Below are 25,539 nucleotides of genomic sequence, written 5' to 3' on the forward strand. Positions count from 1 at the left end.
TCAGTCGATCTGAGGGAGCGGCGGGCCGAGCACGTCGTCGGCGTCGACGATCGTGTAGGCGTAGCCCTGCTCGGCCAGGAAGCGCTGGCGGTGCGCCGCGTACTCGGTGTCGATCGTGTCGCGGGAGACGACCGTGTAGAAGTGGGCCTGGCGGCCGTCGGCCTTGGGGCGCAGCACCCGGCCGAGCCGCTGGGCCTCCTCCTGCCGGGAGCCGAACGTGCCGGAGACCTGGATGGCCACCGCCGCCTCGGGCAGGTCGATCGAGAAGTTGCCCACCTTGGAGAGCACCAGGGCCCGCAGCTCACCGGAGCGGAACGCGTCGAAGAGCCGCTCCCGCTCCTTGTTGGTGGTCGAGCCCTGCACGATCGGCGCGTCCAAGTACTCACCGAGCTCGTGCAGCTGGTCGATGTAGGCGCCGATGACCAGCACCTGCTCGCCGGCGTGCTTGTCGACCAGGGCCTTGACCACCGGCAGCTTGGTGCGGGCGGTGGCGGCCACCCGGTAGCGCTCCTCGGCCTCCGTCACCGCGTACGTCATCCGCTCGGCCTCGGTCAGGGTGACCCGCACCTCGACGCACTCGGCGGGCGCGATCCAGCCCTGGGACTCGATGTCCTTCCACGGGGCGTCGTAGCGCTTGGGGCCGATCAGCGAGAAGACGTCACCCTCGCGGCCGTCCTCGCGGACCAGCGTGGCGGTCAGGCCGAGCCGGCGCCGGGCCTGCAGGTCGGCCGTGAACCGGAAGATCGGGGCCGGCAGCAGGTGGACCTCGTCGTAGATGACCAGGCCCCAGTCGCGGGCGCCGAACAGGTCGAGGTGGGTGAACGCGCCGCCGCGGCGCGAGGTCAGGACCTGGTACGTGGCGATGGTGACCGGGCGGATCTCCTTGCGCTCGCCGCTGTACTCGCCGATCTCCTCCTCGGTCAGCGACGTGCGGGCGATCAGCTCCCGCTTCCACTGCCGGCCGGCCACCGTGTTGGTGACCAGGATCAGCGTGGTGGCCTTGGCCGTGGCCATCGCGGCCGCGCCGACCAGCGTCTTGCCGGCGCCGCAGGGCAGCACGACCACACCCGAGCCGCCGGCCCAGAAGCCGTCGACCGCCTCCTGCTGGTACGACCGCAGCGTCCAGCCGTCCTCGGCCAAATCGATCTCGTGGGCCTCGCCGTCGACGTAACCGGCCAGATCCTCGGCCGGCCAGCCGAGCTTGAGCAGGGCCTGCTTGAGGCGGCCGCGCTCGGACGGGTGGACCACGATGGTCTCGTCGTCGATCTTCGCGCCGAGCATGCCGGCGAGCTTCTTCGACTTCGCCACCTCGATCAGCACGATCTTGTCGAGCCCGCGCAGGACGAGGCCGTAGTTGGGGTCGTTGACCAGCTGGAGCCGGCCGTACCGGTCCATCGTCTCGGCCACGTCGACCAGCAGGGCGTTCGGCACCGGGTAGCGGGAGAACTTGATCAGCGAGTCGACCACGCTCTCGGCGTCGTGCCCGGCGGCGCGGGCGTTCCACAGGCCGAGCGGGGTCAGGCGGTACGTATGCACGTGCTCGGGGGAGCGCTCGAGCTCGGCGAACGGGGCGATCGCCATCCGGCAGGCCTGCGCGTCCGGGTGGTCGACCTCGAGGAGAAGTGTCTTGTCGGATTGAACGATCAGCGGTCCGCCGCTCACGTGCACACCCTCCGGAGAGCAAACAACGACCCTCCAGTCTGACACGCGTGCAACCTTTCCGGCGGAGTCCGCGTTTGGGTCTTACGCGGGCCGCATCAGCATCGGGGGTATGCGGCCCGCATTACTCCTCCTCGGGCACGGCCGCGGTGATGCGGTGCAAGGCGAAGGTGTGCAGCGTCTCGGTGCGCTCGTCCTCCGCGCGCAGGTAGCCGGCGCTCAGCGAGACCGGCTTGACCAGCCGGGACAGGGTCGCGCCGTGCGAGTCGACGTAGCCGACCCAGACCCGCGCCTTCTCCCGGACGGCCTGCTGCAGCACCGCCATCGCCTGCCCGTGCTGCTGGACCGGGGTCAGGCCGGGCGCCCCCTGCCCGTTGGCCGCGCGCACGCCCACCGGGGCCCGTCGCGCGGCCCGGGTCGCGATGTCGCCGCGGCGGATCTGCTCCACCACCCCGGCCAGCCGGGGCCCCACGAGACTGGGTGGTCCGGCATGTTCGGCCGCTCGCGCTGCCACCGACGTACGGGTCGGCGCGCGCCGCACCTTGGGCCGGGTCAGCACGGCCGAGCCGCCCGCGTCCTCGGCCACCGGGGCGAAGCCGGCGTCGCGTAGCCCGCCCAGCAGCCGTGCCACCTGCAGCGGGCTGACCAGCACGGTCGGCGCGATCTGGCGCAGGCCCAGCGACGCCAGGCGCTTGTCGGCCAGCGCCTCGGTCAGCAGCGCCTCGTCGTCGCTGCGCAGGTAGGACCCGGCCGAGCCGGCGCGCAGGCCGCCGTGCTTGCGGGCGGCGTCGTCGATCATGTAGGTCAGCGTCTGCGGCACCGGCGTGCGCGACCGCCGCCGGAACAGGGCGTGCAGGTCGGCCGCGGTGTAGCCGACGTCGAGGGCGCGCCGCACGCTGGCCGTGGTCACCCGGAACACGCTCGCGCCGCCGGCCGACTCGGGCTCGGCCACCACGTCGAGCTCGGCCGCCAGCTCGGGCTCGGGCGGGCCGGGCACGACCACCGACAGGTCGGCCTGCACCAGCACGTGGTCGACCGGGGCCGGCAGCAGGGCGTCCAGCTGCCGGACGGCGTCACCCGGCGCCTCGGCCGAGCTGGCCGGCCGCACCCCCAGCGGGTCACTCTCGTCGATGTCCGGGTCTTCCAGCAGAAGGCGGCCGTACGAGGTGATGGCGCCGAGCGCGGTCAGGCCGAGCTGAGCGGCGCCGGCCAGGGCGTCGCGGTGGGTCGCCTCCCGGCCGCGGGCCCGGCGCGGGCTCTGCCAGGCCAGCAGGCCCAGCACCTCGTCGACCGGCGGGGCGGTGCCCGGCTTGAGGTCGGTCAGCACCAGCAGCGCCTCCCGCCGGGCCTGCGGGGCGCCGGCCCGCTCGGCGTCCGGCGCGAGCGCGTTGATCGGGCGGTCCCGCTCGTCCCGCTGGCCGACCAGGCCCGGCTGGCGGGTCATGACCAGCCAGGCCCGCGCCAGCGCGGTCCAGCGCTGGGCGATGCTCAGGGCCCGCCACAGGTCGAAGGCGCCGGTGGGCAGGAAGATCTCGTCGACCGGGCCGGTCGCGCGGCTCACCGTGACCGAACGGCCGGAGCCGGCGACGTCGCTCTCGCCGAGCAGCCCCGCCGCGTGCGAGATCTCCAGCAGCAGCGCCGCCGCGGGCTCGTCCAGGCCGGCCGAGCGGGCGAGACGCTTGAGGTCCCGGACGCCGAGGCCGCCCGCCCGGAGCACCGGCGCCGGTTCGGCCGCGAGCGCCTCCAGGAGCGCCTCGACGCTGCGGACGGCCTCCATGACCTGACCGGCGCCGGCCGAGTCGACCGATTTCGGATCGCGGCCGGTGCCCTCGGGCAGCGGCGGGAACGGCCGCATCGGGCCCAGCGGGCCGCCGTCGCGGCGCAGCAGCAGGCCCACCTCACGGGGCAGCTCGACCAGCTCGCCGTCCGGGCGCGGGGACCGGCCGGCCTCGCTGACCGGCACCAGGATGTGCTGCTCGACCAGCCAGCGCACCGGCTCGGCCACGGTCTCCCGGCGCAGCGCCCCGACCGGCGGCCCCTCGGCCAGCCGATCGAGCACGGCCCGGGCGGCCGGGGGCGCGGCCAGCACCGTGCGGCGCAGTTTCGCCTTGTCGGCGCAGAGGGCGGCGGCCTGCGGGTCGAGGAAGTCGGCCGGGCGGCCCAGGCCGGCCGGGTAGGGCGAGGTGACCTCGTCCACGGCCCGGGTGACCTCCAGCGCGTCCTCGGGGCCGTGCAGCAGGAAGCGCACCCGCAGGCGGTCGACCGCGACGCGGACGTCGTCCGCGGCCACCCCGGGGGCGAGCTCGAGGATGGCGTCGATGGAGGTCAGGGCCGTCGTGGCGGAGCGGGTCAGCCGGGCGGCGTCGAGGATCTGCAGGGTGAACTCGTCCAGGCCGTCGAGGCAGCGGGCGACCGAGCCGCGGGACTGCGCGCGCACGGCGAGGGCGGAGACGTCGGCGGGGACGGGCACGACGAGGTCGGGGCGCAGCTGAATGAGCGCGCTCAGCGCCTCGTCGGTGAGCGACCGGAGTTGATCGGCGAATGTGGTGGCCATCGTGTTCAACGCTAGCCGTCGTGGGACGATATTGAAGGGACCAGCCCAGCGGGCTGGCTCACTACCTCTCGATGTGACGCTTAAGGGGAAGAACCAGTGGCCGCTCAGAACAAGTTGCCGGGTACCGCCGTCGAGGGTGGCGCCGGCCCGCGCCAGACCAAGCCGGCCGCTCCGCAGGGCCACATGGACGTCTCCGAGATCCTGTCCGACCGGGCCGCCGCGCCCTCGCCCTTCGGTGACGACCAGACGTTCCCGCTGCCGGTGAACCAGCTCAAGTACATCCCGTCGACCCCCGCGTGAGGGGGGCGGTCGGTTTCGATCTGGACATGACCCTGATCGACTCCCGGCCGGGGATCCGGGCCGCCTACCATGCGCTGACCGAGCTGACCGGCGTCCCGGTCGACGCCGATCTGGTGGTCAGCCGGCTCGGGCCGCCCCTGCGCACCGAGATGCGGAACTGGTTCCCGGCCGACCAGGTCGAGGAGGCGGTCACTACCTACCGGGGGCTCTACCCGGACTACGCGATCACCCCGACCGTGCCCATGCCGGGCGCGGTCGAGGCGCTCGCGGCCGTACGCGATCGGGGTCTGCGGGTCGTCGTGGTGACGTCCAAGCTGGGCAGACTGGCGGAACTGCACCTGGCCCATCTCGGGATGGCGGCCGATGAGCTCGCGGGTGACCTGTTCGCCGAGGGCAAGGCGGCCGCGCTGACCGAGCACGGCGTGCGCTGGTACGTCGGCGACCACGTCGGTGACATGGTGGCCGCGCGGACCGCCGGCGTGCCCGGCATCGGGGTGGCCACCGGACCGTGCTCGCCCGATGAGCTGCGGGCGGCCGGCGCCGCGTACGTCCTGTCCGATCTCAATGGGTTTCCCGCCCTCCTGCGTGAGATTGCAGTTGGGTCCGGGCCCGCCGCTTAAGTAGCCTTTGCGGTGAGCGGTTGTTTCCATTGAGTGAAGTTGAGGTCAGCGGTGCCCACGGGTCGAGTGAAGTGGTACGACGCGGCGAAGGGATTCGGTTTCGTCACCAGCGATGAGGGCGGAGACGTGTTCCTGCCCAAGGGCGCGCTGCCGGCCGGTGTGGTCGAGTTGAAGACGGGCCAGCGGGTCGATTTCGGCCTGGTCGACAGCCGCCGGGGCCCTCAGGCCATGGGGGTCAAGCTGATTGACGCCCCGCCGTCGCTGTCCGAGCTGCGCCGCCGTCCGGCGGAGGAGCTGCACAGCATGGTCGAAGACATGATCAAGGTCTTGGAGTCGCAGGTACAGCCCGGGCTCAGCCACGGGCGGTACCCGGACAAGCGGACCGCGCAGAAGATCGCGCAGCTCGTCCACGCGGTCGCTAAAGAGTTCGAGGTCTAGCCCGTCACTGGAAGGGCTTGACCGCCGGCGTCAGACCCGCCGCCGTCGCACGCTGCAACAGGGCGTCGGCGGCGGCGAGTCCGTCCCGGCCCAGCTCGAGCGTGAACTCGTTGACGTAAAGATTGATGTGCTGCTGGACGACCTCCGGCTCCATCTCCTGCGCGTTGGCCAGGATGAAGTCGCGGCTGGCGTCCGGGTTGGCCCAGGCCATGCTGACCGAGTTACGGATCCACTCGGTGGCCTCGGCCGGGTCGACCGCGCCCTTGCGGGCCAGGATCGCGCCGAGCGGGATGGGCAGGCCGGTGTCCCGCTCCCACCACTCGCCGAGGTCGACGATCGAGACCAGGCCGTAGCGCTGGTAGGTGAAGCGGGCCTCGTGGATGACCAGACCGGCGTCGTACGTGCCGTCGGCCACGCCCGGCATGATCTGGTGGAACGGCACCACCTCGATCCGGGCCGGCGGCCGGTCGGCCGACCAGAGCCGGAAAAGCAGGTAGGCGGTGGTGCGGTCACCGGGCACGGCGACCGTCTGGCCGGTGAGGTCCTCGTTGCCGTCCTTCGTCAGGACCAACGGGCCGCAGCCGCGGCCGAGCGCGCCGCCGGTGTGCAGCAGCTCGTAGTCGTCGAGCAGCCACGGCAGGGCCGCGTAGCTCACCTTGACCAGGTCGAACTCGCCCCGCTCGGCCGCCGTGTTCGTCACGTCGACGTCGGCGAAGGTCAGGTTGACCTCGGGTGCGCCCGGGATCAGCCCGTGCACCAGAGCGTGGAAAACGAACGTGTCGTTGGGACACGGCGAAACCGCGAGTGAAAGCGCCACGGCGTCCACGCTAAACGGGTGACACCGGGACAGCGTGACGCGACGCCTGTTCCCAATCCCACACTCAGCGCCACCTGGCCCTCACGCTCGTGGTTCTTAGTGGGAGCGGCAAGGGTCACAGGCCGTTATCCACAGGTTGTCCACAAGGCGGTAGAAGCTGTGGATAACGCGGCGAAGGCTTCCTTCAGGCGCCAGGCGGCCCGATCGCGGGGGCCGATCGGGTTGGAGATCGTGCGCAACTCGGCGAAGGGCAGCCCGGCGGCGGCCACCGCCACCCCGAAACCCTCCATGGCCTCGGCGACGGCCCGCGGGAAGCGAGCTGCCAGTGACGCGGCGGTCTCTGCCGTGCCGGTGACAGTGCTGAGGGTCAGGACGTCACCGACGATCGCGTCGGGGAGGGCCGTGGTCAGCGCCTTGATCAACTCGGGGTGGGCGGTGACACGGCTCGTGCCGAAACCGAGCTCCTCGATCGGCAGGAAACCGTCGGGGGATTCGGCGCCAAGATCCGCGCTGATGCTGCGGGCGCCGATGACGGTGGCCCCGACCGGCGCCCGGCCTGCGAAACCACCGGCGATGCCGGCCGAGATCACTGCGCGGTACTCGCCGGTGGCGAGCAGGCGGGCCGTGCCGGCGGCGGCCGCGGCGGGACCGACACCGACCGGCTCGACGACCACGTGAGCGGGATCGGCTCCGGCCCGTACGGCCTCGGCCTCAGCCGCCACCGCGGTGACCACCAACATTTTTCTTGTCAACTCGGTCCTCGCAGGTAGCGGGTGATCATGGCGACCAGTTCGTCCTCGACCGCCTCGACCGCCTCGACCGGGACGGTCCGCGGGGCGGCCAGGAGCTTGTGGATGTTCATCTCCACCGTGAACGTAATCAACTCGGCCGCAGTGCCGAGATTCCCCACCCGTACGTCCGGGTGCCGGGCCAGGAGATCGCGCACCTGGGCGATGCGTTCTTCGCCGTGCCGCTCGATCGTGTCGAGCAGCTCCTGGGAGAGCGACGCCTCCTCGATCATGATCCGCAGCAGCTGGGGATCGTCGTCGTGGTTGTCGATCGCGTCCCGGACCAGGGCCCGCACGGTCGCCTCGAGGGTCCCGGGCGAAAGGTCGAGCTGATCGGCCTCCGTCCACCGGCCGCGGTCGATGTGCCGCACCAGCAGCTGGGCCAGGATGGCGTCCTTGTTCGGGAAGTACTGGTACAGCGAGCCGATGGAGACGCGGGCCCGTTCGGCGATGCGGTTGGTGGTGCCGGCGGCATAGCCGAACTCGGCGAAAACGTGAGCAGCGGCGGTCAGGATGCGCTCGCGGGTCAGCTCGGCCCGCACCTGCCGGGGCGTGCGACGAGGCGAAAGACGACGGTCGGCCGACGGCACGCGGGGCCTCCTCCTCGGACGCGAAAGCGAGTAGCCAGAGAGCTGAGCTATTGCTCACAATAATGTCGTGAGCTGGGAAAACAAAGTGCGCCTCTTGACCGCGGCGGCTGAGGTGGAAGAGATCGTGGGCCGTCCGGCGCCGGTCATCATGCTGAAGCAGCTCGACGCCCTCGACGACGGGTGCCGGATCATCCTGGGCCGGAGCCCGATCGCGGCCTTCGGTTACCGGGATGCCGACGGCGCCGGCCGGACCACCTTTGTCGGCGGGGCGCCGGGGTTTACGCGGGTCCATTCGGCTACCCGGCTTTCGTTCAGCGGGCCCGGCTCGGCGAAGGGGCCGGCTTCGCTGTTCTACCTCCTGCCGGGCGTGGGGGAGGTCCTGCGGGTCAACGGATCGGCGGCCACCGGCAGCGGCGGCCGGGTCACCTTCACCGTGGGGGAGGCGTATGTGCACTGCGCGCAGGCGGTGCTGCGCTCACGACTGTGGAAGCCGTCGTCTCCGGGCGCGGCGCCGTCTCCGAGCGCGGCGCCGTCTCCGAGCGCGGCGCCGTCTCCGAGCGCGGCGCCGTCTCCGAGCGCGGCGCCGTCTCTGGGCGCGGCGCCGTCTCCAGCCGCGCCGCCTTCTCCCGGCGCGCCGCTCGGGTCGGGCGCGCCGCTGGGGTCGGGCGCGCCGCAGGGTTCGGGCGCGCCGCTGGGGTCGGGCGCGCCGCTGGGGTCGGTCGTCGGGGTCGGGGGAGACGGGCCGCTGGATCGGCCCGAGGTGGCGGAGTTTATGGCTGCGGCGCCGTTCTTGGCGCTCTCCTCGTGGGACTCCTCCGGCGGCAGCGACACGAGCCCGCGCGGTGACCGGCAGGCGGTGGCCCGGATCCTGGACGGTCATACGCTCGTCATCCCGGACCGGCGGGGCAACAAACGCGCCGACACGCTGCACAATCTGCTCACCGACGACCGGCTGGCGCTGGCCGCGCTCGTGCCCGGGCGCAGCGCCGTGCTGCACCTCCGCGGGCGTGGCGCGATCACCGACGATCCGGCCCTGCTGGCGACGATGGCGCTCCGGGGCCAGCCGCCGCATCTGGCTTTGGTGATCGAGGTCGAGCGGGCCGAGCTGGTCACCAACTCGGCCGTGGCCGACTCGCGGATGTGGAGCACGGACACCCACGTCGAGAGCGGCTCGATGCCCGACCTGATGGCGCTGGCGGCGAAGCACCTCGCCGCGAACAGCGGCCCGTCCGCCGTCGCGCTGAAGGCGCTCGGGTCGATCCCCGGGGTGGACCGCCTGCTGCGGCTGGTGATGAACCGGGCCTACCGGTCCGGGCTCCGCAAGGAGGGCTACGAGCCGGATACCGCTCCGCCGAATCGCGCGGCCCGGCCCGGTCGGCGGGCTTGACCCCATCACGGCCGCCCATTGGCCTGGCGCGGTCGGCGAGCTTGGCCGGATCGGGGATGGGCGGCCACCTGGCTTGGCCGGGTGGCGACTCGCGTGGCGGGGTGGGTGGGTTTGGCTGGGCGGTGACCGGCGCGGCGGGTGGGTTTGGCCGGGCGGCGACCGGCGCGGCGGGCCGATGGCTTGGCCCCGATCATGGCTGGTTGGTGGAACGACCCCCACCGGACGGCGCCCGGGTCGGGGCGCGGGCGTTCAGCGGTTGTCGGCGTCGTCCGGGGCTGAGCCGTTGGTGGGGTGGTCGGCCGATGACGGGCGGTAGACGTGGAAACCGGGTGGGGCGGCCGCGGGCTCGGGCTTCGGCTCGGCCGGCGCCGGGGGTGGGGGTGGCGGGGCCGGCTTGTCCTTGTCGCGGTTGAACCAGCGTTTCTTGCCCGCGGCGGGGTCGATCTTGGTGGGGGGCTCGACGCGGGTGGGTGGCTCGGAGCGGCGGCCCTGAGTGGGCGGCGTGGACGGCTCGGCTCGGCGGCTTCGGGCGGGCGGCGTCGGGTTGGGGTGCGCGCGTTCGGGGATGGTGGGCGCGTCCGGCCAGGGGTCGGTTGGCTGAGCCGAGGGGCCGGCTCCGGCGCGCGTGGACGGCTGGGCCGAGGGCGCGGCGGGGGTCGAGGCGGGTCCGGCGGCCGTCGGCGCGGGCCCGGCGGTTGGGGCGGGTCCGGCGGTTGGGGCGGGTCCGGCGGTTGGGGCGGGTCCGGCGGCGGTTGGGGTGGGCTCGGGGGCCGCGGGGGGCTCGGGGTCGCCGGCGCGGCCGCTCAGGCGTTCGTTGTGGAGGCGGGCGGCGGCCCAGCCGGCGCGGACGGCGGCGGCGACGGCCAGCAGGGCGGCCAGGGCGACGCCGAGGCGGCCGGGGAGGGGGAGCAGGCCGATGCCGCCGCCGAGGACCCAGGCGATCATGAGGACGGTCTCGGAGTGGGAGAAGGCGCTGGCCCGCAGGCGTTCCGGGACCCGCTCCTGGATGGTGGCGTCGACGGCCAGCTTGGCGATGCCGCTGAAGATGGCGACGACCAGGGCCAACAGGGTGACCGTGGCCAGGCTGTAGAAGACGACGGCCAGCACGCCGACGCCGGCCGTGACGGTCAGGCCGGTCGACTGCAGGGCGAGCGGCCGTCGGATGCGCAGGCGGGTGCCGACGGCCGTGGACAGGAAGGTGCCCACGGCCAGCGCGCCGCCGATCAGGCCGACCGCTCCCTTGTTGCCGATGTCGTTGCCCAGGACCGTCGTGTCGAGGTCGTTCGCCATGATCACGAAGGCCAGGAAGAGCAGCATGAACCCGTAGAGCAGGCGCAGGCTGGCGCTGCCGACCAGGGTGGCGATGACGAGCCGGCCGGCCAGCGGCCGGTCCTCGCCGCGGCCCAGGCGCAGCATCGTCCGCCACGGGCGGGGCACGGCCTCGGGCGGCTCGGAGTCGGCTCGGGGCGGCAGGCGCAGCGAGATGACCATGCCGACGACGAAGAGGATCGCGGCCACGCGCAGCGGCCACTGCGGCCCGAACTTGAAGGCGAGCAGGCCGAGCGGGGCCACCACCGCCCCCGCGAACGTGCCGTAGACGCTGGCCCGCGCGCCGACCTGGGACAGGCCGATCCCCTCGGGCAGCAGTCGCGGCACGGCCGCCGAGCGCGCCACCCCGTACGCCCGGGAGAGCGCAAGCACCCCGAAGGCCGCCGGATAGAGGCCCCAGCCGAAGAGGTGATCGGAGATCACGTAGGCCAGGAAGGCCCGGCCGAGCATGGTCACCGCGAGCGCGTAGCGGCGGCCGTGCCGGAAATGGTCGAGCAGCGGGCCGACGACCGGGGCCAGCAGAGCGAACGGGACCATCGTGATCAGCAGGTAGAGGGCGACCTTGCTGCGGGCCTCGCCGAGCGGGACGTTGAAGAAGATCGTGCCGGCCAGGCCGATCGCGATCAGCGTGTCGCCCGCGCAGGAGATCGCGTGCAGATCGAAGAGGCGGATCATGCCGACCTCGTTGGCCGCGCCCCTGGCCCGCGCCGTGCCGACCCGCCGGGTGGCCCACGCCCCGCCGCGCACGGAGCCACGCACCAGCAGGCGGGCGGCCTTGATGCCGGAGCCGACGGTGCGCCCGATCGAGGGAAGCACAGGCATGGGTCCCATCCTGACTGATCGGGGCCAGTGCTGTCCCGTCGGCGTGCGCGCGGAATCCGGGGGAGTCGTTGCGGATCAACCACCCCGGTAGGGGACAATGGATATGTGACGACTCGGACCACCACACGCGCCGCCCGCCTCGACCAGGTTTGTGCCGATGCGGTCGGTGTGGCGCGGGGCGCAATCACCGAGGTGGATCCCGACGATGTCGGTGACCACCTGGAAGCGATCGCCGAGGGCGACCGCGTGGTGACCCATTTCTTCGAGAGCCACCTGGCGGGCTACCGCGGCTGGCGCTGGGCCGTCACGGTGACCCGGGTGCCACGCAGCCGGCACGTGACCGTCTGCGAGACCGTGCTCCTGCCCGGTCCCGACGCGCTGCTCGCCCCCGGCTGGGTGCCGTGGAACGAGCGGGTGCAGCCGGGCGACCTGGGTGTCGGCGACCTCATGCCGACCGCCCCCGACGACGACCGGCTCGCCCAGGGCTACGTGCTCAGCGACGACCCCGCGGTCGAGGAGGTCAGCTGGGAGCTCGGCCTCGGCCGGTCCCGGGTGATGTCCCGCGAGGGCCGCATCGAGACCGCCCAGCGGTGGTACGACGGCGAGTCCGGCCCCGAGGCGCCGATCTCGGTCGCCGCCCCGCGCAACGCCCGCTGCGGTACCTGCGGCTTCTACCTGCCGCTGGCCGGTTCGATGCGGACGATGTTCGGCGTCTGCGGCAACCTCTACGCGCCCGACGACGGCCGCGCGGTCAGCTCCGACCACGGCTGCGGGGCCCACTCCGAGGCCCTGCTCGGCTCGGCCGAGCAGCCGGTCGAGGAGCTGCCCACGGTGTACGACGACAGCGAGGTCGAATCGGTCGCGGTCAGCCGCGGCCACGGCTCGGTCGAGGAAGCGGAGCCGGCTGAGGAGCTCGGCCACAGCTAGCTGATTACGCGGAACTCCGCGTGCGTGACGGACCGGCGCTGCTTGCGGTGCCGGTCGTGCACGATCATCGTGATCAGGCCCGGGATGCCGACCAGGAAGCCGGCCACGCAGATCTCGAGCCAGCCGTCGGGGCCGTCGGCCAGCCACACGATCAGGGCGGCCACGGCGAAACCGGCCAGACCGGCGAGCGCGAACGGGACCATGGGTGGGTCCAGCGGCTCGACCGGGGGCTTGCGTTCTTCCACCCCGCCAGGATAGGTGGGCGGAGATCACCGGTGGGTACTTGTGACCGGGCCGACATCGTTTCGTTTTTGTGCAGGTCATTGTTGCTGAGAGCATGACCTCCGACATTGTCGATGATCGGGAAGGCCGCGCATGCTCACCGCGTTTGACCGCTTCTTCGAGATCTCGGCCCGGGGTTCGACGCTGGGGCGCGAGATCCGCGGTGGCCTGGCCACCTTCTTCACGATGGCCTACATCGTGGTGCTCAACCCGCTGATCCTCGGCGGGGGCCTCGACGGCGACAACAAGGCGCTGCCGATCGCGGCCCTGGCCGCCGGCACGGCGCTGGTCGCCGGCATCATGACGATCCTGATGGGCGTGGTCGCCCGGTTCCCGCTGGCGCTGGCGGCCGGGCTCGGAGTCAACGCGCTCGTGGCGTACGAGATCGCCCCGGAGATGACCTGGGCCGACGCCATGGGCCTGGTCGTCATCGAGGGCGTGCTGATCGGCATCCTGGTGCTCACCGGGTTGCGGACGATGGTCTTCCGGGCCGTGCCGACCCAGCTCAAGACCGCGATCGGCGTCGGCATCGGCCTCTTCCTGATGATCGTCGGCCTGGTCGACGCGGGCTTCGTGCGCCGGGTGCCGGACGCGGCCAACTCGACGGTCCCGGTCGAGCTCGGCATCGGCGGCAAGCCGGCCGGCTGGCCCACCTTCGTCTTCGTGGTCGGCCTGCTCTTCACGCTGATCCTGTTCGTGCGCAAGGTCCGCGGGGCGATCCTGATCGGCATCCTCGGCAGCACGGTGCTGGCCATCATCGTGGAGGCGATCGCCCACCCGAAGACGTGGTCGCTGAACGTGCCGAAGCTGCCCGAGAAGATCGTCAGCTCGCCCGATCTCTCGCTGATCGGCCACTTCAACGTGCTCGACTCGTGGTCGCGGGCGGGCTGGCTCGTGGTCGTCATGTTCGTCTTCAGCCTGCTGATCACCGACTTCTTCGACACGATGGGCACTATGGTCGCCGTCGGCCAGGAGGGTGACCTGCTCGACGAGGACGGCAACCCGCCCCGGACCCGGGAGATCCTGCTGGTCGACTCAGTGGCGGCGGCCGCCGGCGGCGCGGCCAGCGTCTCCAGCAACACGTCCTACATCGAGAGCGCCGCCGGCGTGGGTGAGGGCGCCCGCACGGGGGCGGCCAACCTGGTCACCGGCGTGCTCTTCCTGCTCGCCATGTTCCTGTCGCCGCTGGTCTCGGTGGTGCCGTTCGAGGCGGCGTCGACCGCGCTCGTGGTGGTCGGCTTCCTGATGATCCTCTCGATCCGGCAGATCGACTGGACCGACTACACGATCGCCATCCCGGCCTTCCTGACGATCACGTTCATGCCGTTCACCTACTCGATCTCCAACGGCATCGGGGCGGGCGTGATCTCGTACGTCGTCCTCAAGATCGCGACGGGCCGGGCCCGCGAGATCCACCCCATCCTCTACGGCGTCGCGGCCCTGTTCGTCCTGTACTTCTTGAGGGGTCCGCTGGAGAGCTGGATCCTGTAACGGCGGTTACACACCTGTTCAATGTCGTTAGCCAAGCTTATTAGCTAAGCTAAGAATCGTGATGGAGTGGCCGGTGACGGCTGAACTGGGTCCCAAGGATGGGCAGGCCACAGCCGAGGAGCTGGCCAAGACGCTGCGCGAGGCGATTCAGCGGCTCAACCGGCGCGTCCGGCAAGCCCGTCCGATCGGCGACCTGACGTTCAGTCAGCTCTCCGCGCTGACCAGCCTCCAGCTGGCCGGCGCGCTGACTCCGCGTGAGCTCGCCGATGTCGAGCGGGTCCAGCCGCCGACGATGACCAAGATCGTCGGCAAGCTGGAGGAGCGCGGGCTCGTCGTGCGCTCGCCGCATCCGACCGACGGCCGCCAGGTCCTCCTGGCGGCCACGGAACAGGGCCGGGCGGTCCACGCCCAGTTCGAGAAGGCTCGCAACGAGTGGATGGCCACCCAGCTGGCCCAGCTGACCCCGGACGAACGGGAGACGCTGGCCCGGGCCACGGAGATCCTGCAGAAGGTCTCCCGGGGCTGAGGGTTCGGCTCGACGCGGCGCTTCGTCACGTGACGATGACGCGTACGACCGAACAGGAGGCACCACCCAGTGCGGTCAGTGCTCAACACCACCTTCCGATCCCTGAAGGTCCGCAACTACCGGCTGTTCACGGTCGGCCAGCTCGTCAAGCTCGTCGGCGTGTGGATGATGTTCACCGCCCAGGACTGGCTGGTGCTCGACCTGTCGAACAACTCGCCGGGCGCCCTCGGGACGGTGACCGCCCTGCAGTTCCTGCCCGTCCTGCTGCTCACCCTCTACGGCGGCAAGCTCGCCGACCGCTACGACAAGCGCAAGCTGCTGGTCGCGGCGAACGCGGTCTTCGCGGTCACCGCGATCGTCTTCGCGATCCTGGTCGCCTCGGGGCACATCGTGCTCTGGCACGTGTTCCTGTTCGCCGCGCTCTTCGGCGTCGCCAACTCCATCGAGACCCCGGTCCGGCAGTCCTTCGTCTCCGAGCTGGTCGAGATGCCGCTGCTGCCGAACGCGCTGGCGCTCTCGGCGGCCACCTTCAACACGGCCCGGGTCGGCGGTCCGGCACTGGCCGGCGTGGCCCTGGCGATCTTCGGGACGGGCCCGGTCTTCCTGATCGCCACGGCGCTGTCGATCGCCCCGGTGTTCAGCTACACGGCCATGCGCGCGGCCGAGCTGCTGCGCTCCGACCCGCCGGGTAAGAAGGACACCCGCATTCTCGACGGGCTGAAGTACGCGTACCGCCGCCCTGACCTGATGGTGCCGATCTGCCTGATGGCCGTCATCGGCATGATCGGCTTCAACTTCCCGGTCACCCTGGCCGCCCTGGCGAAAATCAACTTCCACGCCGGGGCGTCCTCGTTCGGGCTGCTCACCACGGCCCTGGCCGCCGGGTCGCTCTGCGGGGCCCTGGCCGGCAGCGCGCGCCGCAAGCGGCCCAGCGTCTACCTGGTCATCGGGGCCGCCCTGATCTTCAGCGCGCTCGAGGTGGCGGTCGGCTTCACCCCCAACTTCGTGGTCGCGATGATCGTCCTCTTCCCGACCGGCTTCTTCTCGATCTTCCTGGCCCAGGCGGCCAACCACCGCGTCCAGATGGGTGTCGACCCCAAGTTCCGGGGCCGGGTGATGGCCCTCTACGTGCTGGTCTTCCTCGGGACGACGCCGATCGGGGCCAGCCTGGCCGGCTGGTGGGGCGAGCGGTACGGGGTTGCGTCGAGCATCTGGGTCGCGGGCATCATCTGCTTCGTCGCCGCCGCCGTGGCTCTGGTCTGGCAGCTGCGGGCCAGCGGGGAGCGGCTCGAGATGACGCTGCGGCCCCGGCCCCGGCTGACCCTGGTGCCGCCGCTGGCCGCCGCCGGCCTGCCGGCCACGCCCGAGCCCGAGCGCACGGCCGCCTGACGGGTATTTGGCAGGGCATTTCCGCCGAACGGGTATTCCGGTTCGGGGTGCCGCCGACTTAGCGTCTTCTGGTGGCCCTAGTGCACATTGCTGTGCTCACGGCGGCCCTCGTGGTTCCGATCTTCGTCCCGTACGCGGTGGCGACAATGATCCGGCGCGATGAGGCCCGCCGGCGGCGCGACACTGCCCGAAACTCCCCGGAGGGCCGTGCGCTGCACCGGCTCGACCGCTACATGCAGCACAACGACCCGGTCGCGGCTCTGGCCGGGCGCGGCCCGGCCCCGATCGAGCAGCTCGCCTTCGACCTGCGCCGCCTCCACCGCCAGCAGCGCGGCGGCCCGTCGCTGGGCTCCCAGCGCTGGACGGCGGCGGTGCTGGTCGCCTACGACGAGCGGCTCTGCATGGCCTGCGAGTGCCTCGGCGTCCGGGAGAACCTGCGCCCCCTGGCCGGCTTCGACCGCGAGCTGGAGCGCCTGCGCGTCGAGGACGAGCTGGAGGCCGCCGGCCTGGAGCTGCGCTGACTTTGAGGTGAGCCGGTCAGGCCCCCGCCGGATGGGCGGCTGGCCTGGGCCGGGCGAGAAGAGCGGTCAGGGCCAACGCGATGACTGCTCCGGCCAGGCTCGGCAGGCCAAGCTCGGAGCGGACGGCATACGAGGCGACCGAGGTGGCCAGCACGCCGCCGGCATAGGCGAAAGCCACCGGTAGGGCGGCCGCGGCGGAGTGGTCGGGCATCGTGGCCGCCACCGCCAGGGCGGCGATGAGGATCAGGTCGGGCACGAGGAAGAGATTCTCCGCGCGCCAAGAGTCGTGCACGAAGAGGAACACGAAGGTCGTCAGGCTGAGCATGGCCGCGACGAGGCGGCCCACGGTGAGGAGTCGCATGTCTACACCGTAGACGGAATTGTCTACGGTGTAGACAGGGCGGACGCCATCTGCGAAATGACGTCTACGGCGTAGACTCGGCGGCCATGGCGCTGACTCCCGCGGTGATTGCCAGGGCGACCTTGGCGCTTGGCGATCGTGAGGGCGCGGCCGCGATGTCCATGCGCCGGATAGCGGCCGACCTGGGCTGCGATCCGATGGCGATCTATCGGCATTTCGCTGACCGGCAGGCCTTGCTCGACGCTGTGGCCGACCTCGCGGTGGAGGAGGTCGAGACGCCCGCGCCAAGGGAACCCTGGGAGGGGCGCATCCGGGCCGTGCTGACCGGGGTTCGAGAAGCCGCGCTGCGGCATCCGGGTATTGCCGGGCACGTCGCCTCGCGGCCGCCGCTCGGCCCGGCCGGGCGGCGGCTGGCCGCGGTCGTCATGGGTGCGCTCGCCGAAGCCGGTCTGGGACCGGGTGATGTGGTGAAGGCGGCTCAAGCGCTGATCGCCTACTCGGCGGCCGGCCTGCGCATGGCGGTGGAGGCCGGCGAGCCGGATGAGCGGTGGCGGCAGGTCAACGAGGCGCTGCGGGGTGAGACGCCGGTCGTGGGCTCGGCCGAGCAATTCGATTACGGGCTGCGCCTGATGCTCAACGGCATCCGCCAGGAGGCCGGCTGATCACAGGGGCCAGGACTGAAGCTTCTCGTAGCGGCCGTTGTGGCTCAGGACCAGCGAGAACTCGGTGACCGGCCACGGGGCGCCGACGTAGTTGCCCAGGGCTTTCCGCAGGGCGCTGTCCGCGTGGTACGAGACGGTCAGGTGCGGGTGGTACGGGCGGTCGTCGATCGGGTGGCCGCCCGCGGCCAGGCCGTCCGCGATGCGGGTGTGCAGGGTGGTGAGCTGATCCCGGTCGCCTTCGACGCCGATCCACTCGGCCGCGCCGAACCGGCCGCTGCCGGACAGGCGGAGGGTGAACGGGCCGGGCGGGCGCACCGCGCCCAGGAGCGCCGCGATCGGGTCGGGTGAGGGCACGTCGCCGAGGAAGGCGAGAGTGATGTGCCACTTGGCGATCGGCGAGACGCGGCCGCCCGCGGGCAGGGCCCGCTGCAGGGCGGCCAGCTCGCCGGGCGGGGGGAAGACCGCGACGAACAGACGATTCAGGACGACTCGCGGGCCGCGGGCCCGCCGCCGAACAGCACGTCGTCCCAACTCGGCAGGCGCTTGCGCGGCTTGGCCTCGTCGGTCTCGGCGGAGGCCTGCTGGCCGCCGCTGCCCTGGCCCACCGTGCGCCGGGGGCGCAGAACGGCCAGCGAGGGCACGGCCGGCACCTCCTTGGGCAGGTCGGAGTCCTCGTCGAAGGCCGAGCCGGAACCGCCGCCGAGCAGGGCGGCGGCGCCACCGGCGACCGGGCGGCGCTGCTCGGCCGGGCCGGCGTCGAGGCTGCGGCCGGGTGTCTGGCCGAGCGGGCGGTCGAGCGAGGCGAGCAGGGCGTCGCGGCCGGCGCGGATCGGGTCGCGGGCCGGGCGCTGGGTGGGTGTCTCGGCCGCGGGCAGGCCGTGGCCGCCGCGGGCGGGCTCGGTGGAGCGGGCCGGGCCCGGCAGGCCGTGGCCGCCCCGCTCGGTGAAGGCGCGCTCGGGGGCGGGCTCCTGACCCAGGATCTGGGTGGGCCGCTCGGCGCAGAGATATTGGGCCATGTCGTCGTGCGGCGAGACGACCTGGCGGCCCTTGTCGAGATCCCAGATGGCCTGGGCCGTGGCCTTGCCGGAGGGCCAGGTGGCGACGATGCGCCACGTGCCGTCCTCACGGCGGAACGCGTCCCACGAGATCTTCTCGGTGTCGATGCCGTGCTGGGCCAGGCGGCTGTCGACGACCTCGGCCAGCGGGGCGCCGGAATCCGACGTCTTCAGGCGGGTGCGGCGGGCGTGCTGGGCGAGCATGGCCCGCTCCTGCAGCACCGGGCCCGCGTAGCGCAGGACGCGGTCGACCGGGACGCCGGCGATGCGGGCGACATCCTCGGCGGACTCGCCCTGGCGGATGCGGGCCTGGATGTCACGCGGCGACAGCGAGGCCTGCTGGGCCTCGGGTGACATCACGGCCACGGCGGTGCCCGCGGGGGCGGCGTGGCCCTCGTGGGTGAGCGCACCGTGGACCCGGTCGTCGATGGGAAGCGCCAGGAGCCGGCCGACCTCGTCGGCGAGCACCATGGCCTGACCGTCCTCGGAGAGGGCGACGAAGCGTACCGGCCGCATGCGTTGCCTCCGTCCCGTCGCGTTGGCCCGTGCTCCCGAGACTCAGCCACCCGGGCGCGTTTCGGAACACGGTACGCTCCCCGGTCACCCGATGGGGGTAAGCCACGCCGGGCAAGTTCACTGACCTGCGATGATCATGAAAACCCCGAGGAAGTACGCGTCGTCGAGTGACCAAGAGCACTGGCGCCCCACCCTGCCCTCGGCGCGGCCCAGCGGCAACTCGAGGCCGCGACGCGCGTTTCGCGTGGGGTGGTCAGAGACGTTCGACCACGTAGTCGACCGCGGCCGTCAGCGCGCTCACATCCGACGGCTCGACGGTCGGGTAGAGGGCGATCCGCAGCTGGTTGCGCCCGAGCTTGCGGTAGGGCTCGGTGTCGACGATCCCGTTCGCGCGCAGAACCTTGGCCAGGGCGGCCGCGTCGATCTCGCCGGCGAAGTCGATCGTGGCCACCGCGGCCGAGCGCAGGGCCGGGTCGGTGACGAACGGCGTGGCGAACGACGACTTGTCGGCCCAGCCGTAGAGGGCGGCCGCGCTCTCGGCGCTGCGCTTGACCGCCCAGGCCAGCCCGCCCTGCGAATTCATCCAGTCGAGCTGCTCGGCGGCCAGGAAGACCGTGGCCAGGGCCGGCGTGTTGTACGTCTGCTCCAGCCGGGACTGCTCGATCGCCGTCACCAGGTCGAGGAACTGCGGGATGTACCGGCCCGAGCCCTTGATCTCGAAGGCGCGCTCGATCGCGGCGGGTGACATCAAGGCCATCCACAGGCCGCCGTCCGAGCCCAGCGCCTTCTGCGGGGCCAGGTAGTAGACGTCGGTCTCGCGCAGGTCGACGTCGAGGCTCCCGCCGCCCGAGGTGGCGTCGGTGAGCAGCAGGGCGCCCGGGTCGGCGCCGGCCACGCGGCGGACCGGGACGGCCACTCCGGTCGACGTCTCGTTCTGCACCGAGGCGTACGCGTCGACGCCCGCCTCGGCCCGCAAGAACGCGGCCTGGCCACCGGGCGCCTGGTGGATCGTGGGCTCGCTCAGGAACGGCGCGTCCGAGACGGCCTTCGCGAATTTCGCCCCGAACTCGCCGAACTCGGCGAACTGGGCCCGGTCGCGGATCAGGCCGAACGTCGCGACCTCCCAGAACGCGCTCGTGCCCCCGTTGGCGATGATCACCTCGTACCCGTCGGGGAGGGTGAAGAAGTCGGCCAGGCCGCGCCGGAGGCGGGCCACCTGGTCCTTGACCGTCTTCTGCCGGTGGGACGTGCCGAGGAACGTGCGGGACACCGCGGACAGCGACTCGACGCCCTCGGGGCGCACCTTGCTCGGGCCCGAGCCGAAGCGCCCGTCGACCGGCTTGATCTCGTCTGGGATCCGGATGTCACTCACGGAGAGCATTATGCGCGGAGCCCAGCCTGGGCCAAATCAGCCCAGCCCTCGACCTGCTGCGGCTTGCGGACCGGTGGTCCCACATAGTGGGCGTGCGGGCTCACGACGCGGCCGAGGCGTTTCTGCTCGAGGATGTGCGCGCTCCACCCGGCGACCCGGGCGCAGGTGAACATCGAGCTGAACATGTGACCGGGCACCTCGGCGAAATCGAGGATCACGGCCGACCAGAACTCGACGTTGGTCGGCAGCGGCCGGTCGGGCTTGCGCGCCTGCAGCTCGGCCAGCGCGGCCCGCTCCAGCGCGATGGCCACCTCGTAGCGGGGCGCGCCGAGCTCGCGGGCGGCCCGCTTGAGCACGCGGGCGCGCGGATCCTCGGCCCGGTAGACCCGGTGCCCGAAGCCCATCAGGCGCTCGCCCCGATCGAGGACACCCTTGACGTACGCCTCGGCGTCACCGCCCCGCTCGACCTCCTCGAGCATGTGCAGCACCCGGGCCGGCGCCCCGCCGTCGAGGGGACCGGAGAGCGCCCCGATGCCCGAGGAGATGCAGGCCGCCACGTCGGCCCCGGTCGAGGCGACCACCCGGGTGGTGAAGGTCGAGGAGCTCAGCCCGTGCTCGGCGGCCGAGATGAAGTACGCGTCGACGGCCTTGACGTGCCGCGGGTCGGGCTCGCCGCGCCAGCGCCGCATGAAGCGCTCGACGATGGTCCCGGCCTTGTCGATGTCCTTCTGCGGCACGGCCGGCAGGCCCAGCCCGCGCGCGGCCTGGGCGACGAACGACAGCGCGGTCACCGAGACCCGGGCCAGGTCGCGCCGGGCCTGCTCGTCGTCGATGTCGAGCAGCTGGCTCAGGCCCCAGTAGGGCGCGAGCATGGCCACCGCCGACTGCACGTCGACCCGGATGTCGCCGGAGTGCACCGGCACCGGGAACGGCTCGGCGGGCGGCAGGCCGGGCCCGAACTTGCCGTCGACCAGCAGTCCCCAGACGTCACCGAACGAGACCTGACCGATCAGATCCTCGATGTCGACACCGCGGTACCGCAGCGCGCCACCGTCCTGATCCGGCTCGGCGATCTCGGTCTCGAAGGTCACGATTCTCCCTGTGAACGAATGCTGTAGGTGTTTCATCTTGCTCGCTGGGTAACGGCAGGTCGACACCGCATGATGCGCTCTGTATGTGCTCTGTGCGACACCCATCCTCACCGACCTGACGTGACGGCCGATGGGTCTTACGGTCGTTGCGTGACCCTCGAACCTCCCTCGCCCGCGAGCATGCGGCGCGACTACACCGCGCGCGAGGCGTTGCTCGAGCCCGGCATGGCCGCCGATTGGACCACACAGTTCGGCGCCTGGTTCATCGAGGCGACCGGGTTCGGCCTGCCCGAGCCGAACGCCATGATCGTCTCCTCGGCCACCCCGTCGGGTCACCCGTCGGCGCGTACGGTCCTGCTCAAGGAGTACGACGCCCGCGGCTTCGTCTTCTTCACCAACTACGAGTCGCGCAAGGGCGCCGAGCTGGCCGCGAACCCGTACGCCAGCCTGGTCTTCCCCTGGTTCCCGATGCAGCGGCAGGTCATCGTGACCGGCTCGGTGGAGAAGGTGACGCGGGCCGAGACCGAGGAGTACTTTTCGTCGCGGCCGCGGGGATCGCAGCTGGGGGCCTGGGCCAGCGCGCAGTCGACGGTGGTGCCCGACCGCGAGACGGTCGACGAGAGCCTGCGGGCGGTGACCGAGCGGTTCGGCGACGGGCCGGTGCCGGCGCCCCCGCACTGGGGTGGTCTCCGTGTGCGGCCGGAGACGGTGGAGTTCTGGCAGGGGCGGAGCAACCGCCTCCACGACCGGCTGCGCTACCGCCGTACGGAATCGGATCTGTGGGTTTTGGAAAGGTTGGCCCCTTGAGTCAGGACGCTGTCGAAGCGGCCGCGGAGGTCGTCGAGGAGCGCGAGCGGAAGTCCTGGTTCATCGACCTGAGGCCCCTCCGCGTCGTCGCGTATCGGCGGATGTGGATCGGAAACGGGGTCTCGTTCTTCGGTTTCCAGTTCACCTCGGTCGCCGTGCCGATCGAGATGTACGCGATCACGCACTCCTCGGCCTGGGTGGGCCTGCTCGGCATCGCGGGCCTGGTCCCGCTGCTGATCTTCGGGCTGTGGGGCGGGGCCGCGGCCGACGTGGTCGACCGCCGCAAGCTGCTGCTGGCCAGCTCGACCCTGGCCTGGCTCTCCACCGTCGGCCTGCTGGTGCAGGCGCTGCTGCATCTCGACAGCGGTTACGTGTTGCTCGCGCTGGTCGCGCTGCAGTCGGCCGGCTTCGCGATCAGCTCGCCGGCCCGGCAGGCGATCATCCCGCGGATCGTGCCGGGCGGGCTCGTCCCGGCCGCCAACACGCTGGCCTACACGACCACCACCGCGGGCGGCGTGCTCGGCCCGCTCGCGGCCGGGGTGATCTTCACGGCGACCACGACCGACACCGGCATCATCGCCGCCTACCTGGTCGACGCGCTGCTGTTCACGGTCTCGTTCTGGGCCACCTGGCGGTTGCCCGCGATCCCGCCGGTCGAGCACGACCTGGCCGAGGAGAAGCCCAACGCCGGTCTGCGCGGGGTCCTGGTCGGCCTGAAGTTCCTGGCCACCCAGCCGGTGCTGCTGCTCTCGTTCGCGGTCGACATCATCGCGATGGTCTTCGCCATGCCCCGGGCGCTGTTCCCCGAGGTGGCGGCCGACCGGTTCGGCGGCGACCAGGCGGTGGGCTGGCTGTTCAGCGCGATAGCGATCGGCTCGGTGGTGGCCGGGCTGTTCTCCGGCTGGATCGGCCGGATCAAGCGGCAGGGCGTCGCCCTGATCGTCGCGGTGATCGGCTGGGGCATCGCGATCGGCTTCGCCGGCCTGGCTCACAGCCTGTGGCTGATCCTGCTGCTCCTGGCCGTGGCCGGTGCGGCCGACCTGGTCAGCGCGGTCTACCGGCAGTCGATCCTGCAGGTCTACGCGCCCGACCGGCTCCGCGGGCGCCTGCAGGGCGTCTTCACGGTCGTGGTGGCCGGCGGCCCGCGCCTCGGCGACCTGCGGGCGGGCACCACGGCCGACCTCACCTCGACCACCGCGTCGTGGGCCGGCGGCGGCTTCGTGGCGGCCGGTCTGTCGATCGTGTTGGCCCTGGTCTTCCCCGCTCTGATTCGTTACAAGCCGCCGGCCGGCACCGAGGAGAGCCCGAGCAGATAATGTCCAACCCATGACAAGCGTCGTAGCCGCGAAATCCGGCACTCAGTGGTCCATCGAGGCCGACGGGCACAGCGCCGTCGTGGTGGAGGTCGGCGGCACGCTGCGCGGCTTCTCCGCCAACGGCGTGAAGGTGCTGGACGGCTTCGAGACCGGCGAGCTCTCGCCGGCCTCGGCCGGGCAGATCCTCGCGCCCTGGCCCAATCGGATCCGGGACGGGCAGTACACCTTCGAGGAGCAGTCCTACCAGCTCCCGCTGACCGAGCCGGCCCGGCACAACGCCATACACGGTCTGGTCAACTGGGCCCGCTGGAGCGAGGTCGAGCGGACGCCGTCGTCGGTCACCCTGCAGTTCGAGCTGCCGGCCCAGATCGGCTACCCCTGGTGGCTGACCCTGCGGGCGACCTGGACCGTCTCGGCCGACGGGCTGCGCTGCGACCAGGAGGTCGTCAACAACAGCGGGGCCAACGCGCCCTGGGGCTATTCGGTGCACCCGTACCTCGAGCTGCCCGGCGTCGCCGTCGACGACATCCTGCTGCACGTGCCGGGCAAGACCCGGATCGTGGCCGACGGCCGGCTGCTGCCGATCGGGGCCAACCCGGTGGCCGGCACCGAGTACGACTTCAACGAGCCCCGCCGCATCGGCGGCCTGGTGCTCGACACCACGTTCGGCGACATCGAGCACGGCGCCGACGGCATCACCGAGGTGACCATCGCCGACCCCTCGTCCGACCGCAAGGTCATGGTCTGGGCCGACGACAAGTTCAAGTACTGGCAGGTCTTCTCGGGTGACACCCTGCACGGCGAGCGGTTCCGCCGCTCGGTGGCGATCGAGCCGATGACCTGCCCGCCCGACTCGTTCCGGACCGGCCGCGACCTGATCGTGCTGGCCCCGGGCGAGACGTGGACCGCCTCGTGGGGCATCCGGGCCTGACATGGACTTCGAAGATGTCGTCCGCAAGCGGCGGATGGTGCGCAGCTACGACCCCGATCGGCCGGTCGCCCCGGAGATCGTCGACAAGATCGTCAAGCACGGTCTGCGGGCCCCGAGCGCCGGCTTCTCGCAGGGCTGGGGCTTCCTGGTCCTGACCGAGCAGAAGGACCGCGACCTCTACTGGGCGTCGACCACCGAGGGTGATCTCGGCGACGCCGCGGCCGACGAGGCGTGGAAGGGCGACTGGCTGACCCGCATGCGGACGGCCCCCGTGCTCATCGTCTGCTTCTCCAACAAGTCGGTCTACCTCGACCGCTACGCACAGTCCGACAAGGGCTGGACGGATCGCAGCGAGGAGCACTGGCCGGTGCCCTACTGGGACATCGACACCGGCTTCGCGGCCCTGCTCATGCACCTGAGCGCGGTCAACGAGGAGCTCGGCTCGTGCTTCTTCGGTGTGCCGGTGCCGAAGGTGCCGACGGTCAAGGAGGCGTTCGGGGTTCCGGCCGAGTTCACCCCGATCGGTACGCTGAGCGTCGGCTATCGGGCAGCCGACAAGAGGTCTCCGTCACTCAAGCGCGGGCACCGTCCGGTGGAAGATGTGGTGCATCATGGCCGATGGGCCTGATGACACGGGGATAGGCTGTTGGTGATGAAGGGGAAGGGAGAGCCGGGGTGATCTTCAAGGCGGTCCGGGACGGTGCTCCCTATCCCGATCACCACACCACGCTCAAGGCGTGGGCCGAGATCCCGCCACGGCCGATCCGGCTCGCCGATCTGATCACCACGAAACGCGAGCTGGCCCTGGACAAGCTCCTGGCCGAGGATTCGACGTTCTACGGCGACCTGTTCCCGCACGTGGTGGAGTGGCACGGCGCCCTCTACCTGGAGGACGGGCTGCATCGTGCCCTGCGGGCCGCCCTGCAGCAGCGCAATCAGATCCACGCCCGCGTGCTCGTCGTCGAATAACCCGCTAGTTTGACGTTCA

The 25,539-nt window shown here is 71.8% G+C and carries 27 protein-coding genes; 15 read left to right on the top strand and 12 right to left on the bottom strand.

Annotated features, from left to right (window positions below; genetic code table 11):
• Both AB0J66_RS30715 and AB0J66_RS30720 read right to left on the bottom strand, forming a co-directional pair.
• Positions 1 to 1,662 carry a DNA repair helicase XPB gene (locus AB0J66_RS30715; protein WP_364667939.1) on the bottom strand — a complete coding sequence of 554 codons (1,662 nt, stop codon included), beginning with the start codon at positions 1,660 to 1,662 and terminating at the stop codon, positions 1 to 3.
• Between the two features lie 121 nt (positions 1,663 to 1,783).
• Positions 1,784 to 4,213, bottom strand: coding sequence for a helicase-associated domain-containing protein (locus AB0J66_RS30720; protein ID WP_364667942.1), 2,430 nt, complete (start codon positions 4,211 to 4,213; stop codon positions 1,784 to 1,786).
• Between the two features lie 96 nt (positions 4,214 to 4,309).
• Here AB0J66_RS30720 and AB0J66_RS30725 point away from each other — a divergent pair, with 96 nt between their 5' ends.
• From AB0J66_RS30725 to AB0J66_RS30735, 3 genes are read left to right on the top strand one after another with little or no spacing between them, the layout of a single operon-like run.
• Complete coding sequence (locus tag AB0J66_RS30725) at positions 4,310 to 4,513, top strand: hypothetical protein (RefSeq protein WP_364667944.1); 204 nt, start codon at positions 4,310 to 4,312, stop codon at positions 4,511 to 4,513.
• Entirely contained in the window at positions 4,510 to 5,133 is a 624-nt protein-coding gene (locus tag AB0J66_RS30730; protein ID WP_364667947.1) for an HAD family hydrolase, read from the top strand. Before AB0J66_RS30725 ends, AB0J66_RS30730 begins: the two co-directional genes overlap by 4 nt.
• A 51-nt stretch (positions 5,134 to 5,184) precedes the next feature.
• Positions 5,185 to 5,571, top strand: coding sequence for a cold shock domain-containing protein (locus tag AB0J66_RS30735; RefSeq protein ID WP_364667950.1), 387 nt, complete (start codon positions 5,185 to 5,187; stop codon positions 5,569 to 5,571).
• Between the two features lie 4 nt (positions 5,572 to 5,575).
• On the opposite strand, the gene AB0J66_RS30740 is transcribed toward AB0J66_RS30735, so the two are convergent.
• From AB0J66_RS30740 to AB0J66_RS30750, 3 genes are all read right to left on the bottom strand, one after another.
• Positions 5,576 to 6,388 carry a 1,4-dihydroxy-6-naphthoate synthase gene (locus AB0J66_RS30740; RefSeq protein WP_364667953.1) on the bottom strand — a complete coding sequence of 271 codons (813 nt, stop codon included), beginning with the start codon at positions 6,386 to 6,388 and terminating at the stop codon, positions 5,576 to 5,578.
• 125 nt (positions 6,389 to 6,513) lie between these two features.
• Entirely contained in the window at positions 6,514 to 7,128 is a 615-nt protein-coding gene (locus tag AB0J66_RS30745; RefSeq protein ID WP_364667955.1) for a futalosine hydrolase, read from the bottom strand.
• Between the two features lie 8 nt (positions 7,129 to 7,136).
• Entirely contained in the window at positions 7,137 to 7,766 is a 630-nt protein-coding gene (locus AB0J66_RS30750) for a TetR/AcrR family transcriptional regulator (protein ID WP_364667958.1), read from the bottom strand.
• A 67-nt stretch (positions 7,767 to 7,833) separates the two neighbouring features.
• On the opposite strand from AB0J66_RS30750, the gene AB0J66_RS30755 reads away from it, so the two are divergent.
• Positions 7,834 to 9,153 carry a pyridoxamine 5'-phosphate oxidase family protein gene (locus AB0J66_RS30755; RefSeq protein ID WP_364667961.1) on the top strand — a complete coding sequence of 440 codons (1,320 nt, stop codon included), beginning with the start codon at positions 7,834 to 7,836 and terminating at the stop codon, positions 9,151 to 9,153.
• Between the two features lie 249 nt (positions 9,154 to 9,402).
• Here AB0J66_RS30755 and AB0J66_RS30760 read toward each other — a convergent pair whose 3' ends face one another.
• Positions 9,403 to 11,304 (bottom strand): MFS transporter, encoded by a 1,902-nt coding sequence (locus tag AB0J66_RS30760; protein WP_364667964.1) that lies wholly within the window; start codon positions 11,302 to 11,304, stop codon positions 9,403 to 9,405.
• 27 nt (positions 11,305 to 11,331) lie between these two features.
• On the opposite strand from AB0J66_RS30760, the gene AB0J66_RS30765 reads away from it, so the two are divergent.
• Complete coding sequence (locus tag AB0J66_RS30765; protein WP_364667967.1) at positions 11,332 to 12,231, top strand: DUF3027 domain-containing protein; 900 nt, start codon at positions 11,332 to 11,334, stop codon at positions 12,229 to 12,231.
• Here the strand turns inward: AB0J66_RS30765 and AB0J66_RS30770 are convergent.
• On the bottom strand, positions 12,228 to 12,476 hold the full coding sequence (locus AB0J66_RS30770) for a DUF2530 domain-containing protein (protein ID WP_364667969.1): 249 nt from the start codon (positions 12,474 to 12,476) through the stop codon (positions 12,228 to 12,230). The genes AB0J66_RS30765 and AB0J66_RS30770 overlap by 4 nt on opposite strands.
• Before the next feature lie 130 nt (positions 12,477 to 12,606).
• Between AB0J66_RS30770 and AB0J66_RS30775 the strand changes: the two genes are divergently transcribed.
• The 4 genes from AB0J66_RS30775 to AB0J66_RS30790 all read left to right on the top strand — a co-directional run bounded on the left by AB0J66_RS30775 (position 12,607) and on the right by AB0J66_RS30790 (position 16,440).
• Positions 12,607 to 14,004 carry an NCS2 family permease gene (locus AB0J66_RS30775; protein WP_364667971.1) on the top strand — a complete coding sequence of 466 codons (1,398 nt, stop codon included), beginning with the start codon at positions 12,607 to 12,609 and terminating at the stop codon, positions 14,002 to 14,004.
• 61 nt (positions 14,005 to 14,065) lie between these two features.
• Positions 14,066 to 14,530: a MarR family transcriptional regulator gene (locus tag AB0J66_RS30780; RefSeq protein ID WP_364668259.1), complete on the top strand. Its 465-nt coding sequence runs from the start codon at positions 14,066 to 14,068 to the stop codon at positions 14,528 to 14,530.
• 69 nt (positions 14,531 to 14,599) lie between these two features.
• A complete protein-coding gene (locus AB0J66_RS30785; RefSeq protein ID WP_364667974.1) occupies positions 14,600 to 15,919 on the top strand; it encodes an MFS transporter in 1,320 nt (439 codons plus the stop codon).
• Positions 15,920 to 15,990: 71 nt separating this feature from the next.
• The gene (locus AB0J66_RS30790) at positions 15,991 to 16,440 is read left to right on the top strand and encodes a hypothetical protein (protein ID WP_364667976.1); all 450 of its coding nucleotides are present in this window, start codon (positions 15,991 to 15,993) and stop codon (positions 16,438 to 16,440) included.
• Between the two features lie 16 nt (positions 16,441 to 16,456).
• Here the strand turns inward: AB0J66_RS30790 and AB0J66_RS30795 are convergent, their stop codons facing one another.
• A complete protein-coding gene (locus AB0J66_RS30795; protein ID WP_364667979.1) occupies positions 16,457 to 16,801 on the bottom strand; it encodes a hypothetical protein in 345 nt (114 codons plus the stop codon).
• A gap of 86 nt (positions 16,802 to 16,887) precedes the next feature.
• On the opposite strand from AB0J66_RS30795, the gene AB0J66_RS30800 reads away from it, so the two are divergent.
• Entirely contained in the window at positions 16,888 to 17,463 is a 576-nt protein-coding gene (locus AB0J66_RS30800) for a TetR/AcrR family transcriptional regulator C-terminal domain-containing protein (RefSeq protein ID WP_364667981.1), read from the top strand.
• On the opposite strand, the gene thpR is transcribed toward AB0J66_RS30800, so the two are convergent.
• From thpR to AB0J66_RS30820, 4 genes are all read right to left on the bottom strand, one after another.
• Positions 17,464 to 17,994: an RNA 2',3'-cyclic phosphodiesterase gene (gene thpR / locus AB0J66_RS30805; RefSeq protein WP_364667983.1), complete on the bottom strand. Its 531-nt coding sequence runs from the start codon at positions 17,992 to 17,994 to the stop codon at positions 17,464 to 17,466.
• Entirely contained in the window at positions 17,943 to 19,034 is a 1,092-nt protein-coding gene (sepH, locus tag AB0J66_RS30810; RefSeq protein ID WP_364667986.1) for a septation protein SepH, read from the bottom strand. Before sepH ends, thpR begins: the two co-directional genes overlap by 52 nt.
• A gap of 253 nt (positions 19,035 to 19,287) precedes the next feature.
• A complete protein-coding gene (gene serC / locus AB0J66_RS30815; RefSeq protein WP_364667988.1) occupies positions 19,288 to 20,415 on the bottom strand; it encodes a phosphoserine transaminase in 1,128 nt (375 codons plus the stop codon).
• A complete protein-coding gene (locus AB0J66_RS30820; protein WP_364667990.1) occupies positions 20,415 to 21,533 on the bottom strand; it encodes a citrate synthase 2 in 1,119 nt (372 codons plus the stop codon). Before AB0J66_RS30820 ends, serC begins: the two co-directional genes overlap by 1 nt.
• Positions 21,534 to 21,647: 114 nt before the next feature.
• Here AB0J66_RS30820 and pdxH point away from each other — a divergent pair, with 114 nt between their 5' ends.
• From pdxH to AB0J66_RS30845, 5 genes are read left to right on the top strand one after another with little or no spacing between them, the layout of a single operon-like run.
• Positions 21,648 to 22,304, top strand: a complete 657-nt coding sequence (gene pdxH / locus AB0J66_RS30825; RefSeq protein WP_364667992.1) for a pyridoxamine 5'-phosphate oxidase — start codon at positions 21,648 to 21,650, stop codon at positions 22,302 to 22,304.
• Positions 22,301 to 23,620, top strand: a complete 1,320-nt coding sequence (locus AB0J66_RS30830; RefSeq protein ID WP_364667995.1) for an MFS transporter — start codon at positions 22,301 to 22,303, stop codon at positions 23,618 to 23,620. The genes pdxH and AB0J66_RS30830 overlap by 4 nt, the downstream gene beginning before the upstream one ends.
• Positions 23,621 to 23,630: 10 nt before the next feature.
• Positions 23,631 to 24,551 carry an aldose 1-epimerase family protein gene (locus tag AB0J66_RS30835; RefSeq protein WP_364667998.1) on the top strand — a complete coding sequence of 307 codons (921 nt, stop codon included), beginning with the start codon at positions 23,631 to 23,633 and terminating at the stop codon, positions 24,549 to 24,551.
• 1 nt (position 24,552) lies between these two features.
• Entirely contained in the window at positions 24,553 to 25,179 is a 627-nt protein-coding gene (locus AB0J66_RS30840) for a nitroreductase family protein (protein ID WP_364668000.1), read from the top strand.
• Positions 25,180 to 25,226: 47 nt separating this feature from the next.
• Complete coding sequence (locus tag AB0J66_RS30845) at positions 25,227 to 25,520, top strand: type II toxin-antitoxin system VapB family antitoxin (RefSeq protein WP_364668003.1); 294 nt, start codon at positions 25,227 to 25,229, stop codon at positions 25,518 to 25,520.
• The last annotated feature ends 19 nt before the right edge of the window (positions 25,521 to 25,539 follow it).

The organism is Actinoplanes sp. NPDC049598 (assembly GCF_040675435.1).
In the GTDB taxonomy this organism is placed as follows: Bacteria; Actinomycetota; Actinomycetes; order Mycobacteriales; family Micromonosporaceae; genus Actinoplanes.

Bases quoted from the DNA above. Each gene is read 5' to 3' on its own strand.
- AB0J66_RS30720 (WP_364667942.1), bottom strand. From the start codon at position 4,213: ATGGCCACCACATTCGCCGATCAACTCCGGTCGCTCACCGACGAGGCG.
- AB0J66_RS30745 (WP_364667955.1), bottom strand. From the start codon at position 7,128: ATGTTGGTGGTCACCGCGGTGGCGGCTGAGGCCGAGGCCGTACGGGCC.
- AB0J66_RS30760 (WP_364667964.1), bottom strand. From the start codon at position 11,304: ATGCCTGTGCTTCCCTCGATCGGGCGCACCGTCGGCTCCGGCATCAAG.
- AB0J66_RS30775 (WP_364667971.1), top strand. From the start codon at position 12,607: ATGCTCACCGCGTTTGACCGCTTCTTCGAGATCTCGGCCCGGGGTTCG.
- AB0J66_RS30780 (WP_364668259.1), top strand. From the start codon at position 14,066: ATGGAGTGGCCGGTGACGGCTGAACTGGGTCCCAAGGATGGGCAGGCC.
- AB0J66_RS30795 (WP_364667979.1), bottom strand. From the start codon at position 16,801: ATGCGACTCCTCACCGTGGGCCGCCTCGTCGCGGCCATGCTCAGCCTG.
- AB0J66_RS30800 (WP_364667981.1), top strand. From the start codon at position 16,888: ATGGCGCTGACTCCCGCGGTGATTGCCAGGGCGACCTTGGCGCTTGGC.
- sepH (WP_364667986.1), bottom strand. From the start codon at position 19,034: ATGCGGCCGGTACGCTTCGTCGCCCTCTCCGAGGACGGTCAGGCCATG.
- serC (WP_364667988.1), bottom strand. From the start codon at position 20,415: ATGCTCTCCGTGAGTGACATCCGGATCCCAGACGAGATCAAGCCGGTC.
- AB0J66_RS30820 (WP_364667990.1), bottom strand. From the start codon at position 21,533: ATGAAACACCTACAGCATTCGTTCACAGGGAGAATCGTGACCTTCGAG.
- AB0J66_RS30835 (WP_364667998.1), top strand. From the start codon at position 23,631: ATGACAAGCGTCGTAGCCGCGAAATCCGGCACTCAGTGGTCCATCGAG.
- AB0J66_RS30840 (WP_364668000.1), top strand. From the start codon at position 24,553: ATGGACTTCGAAGATGTCGTCCGCAAGCGGCGGATGGTGCGCAGCTAC.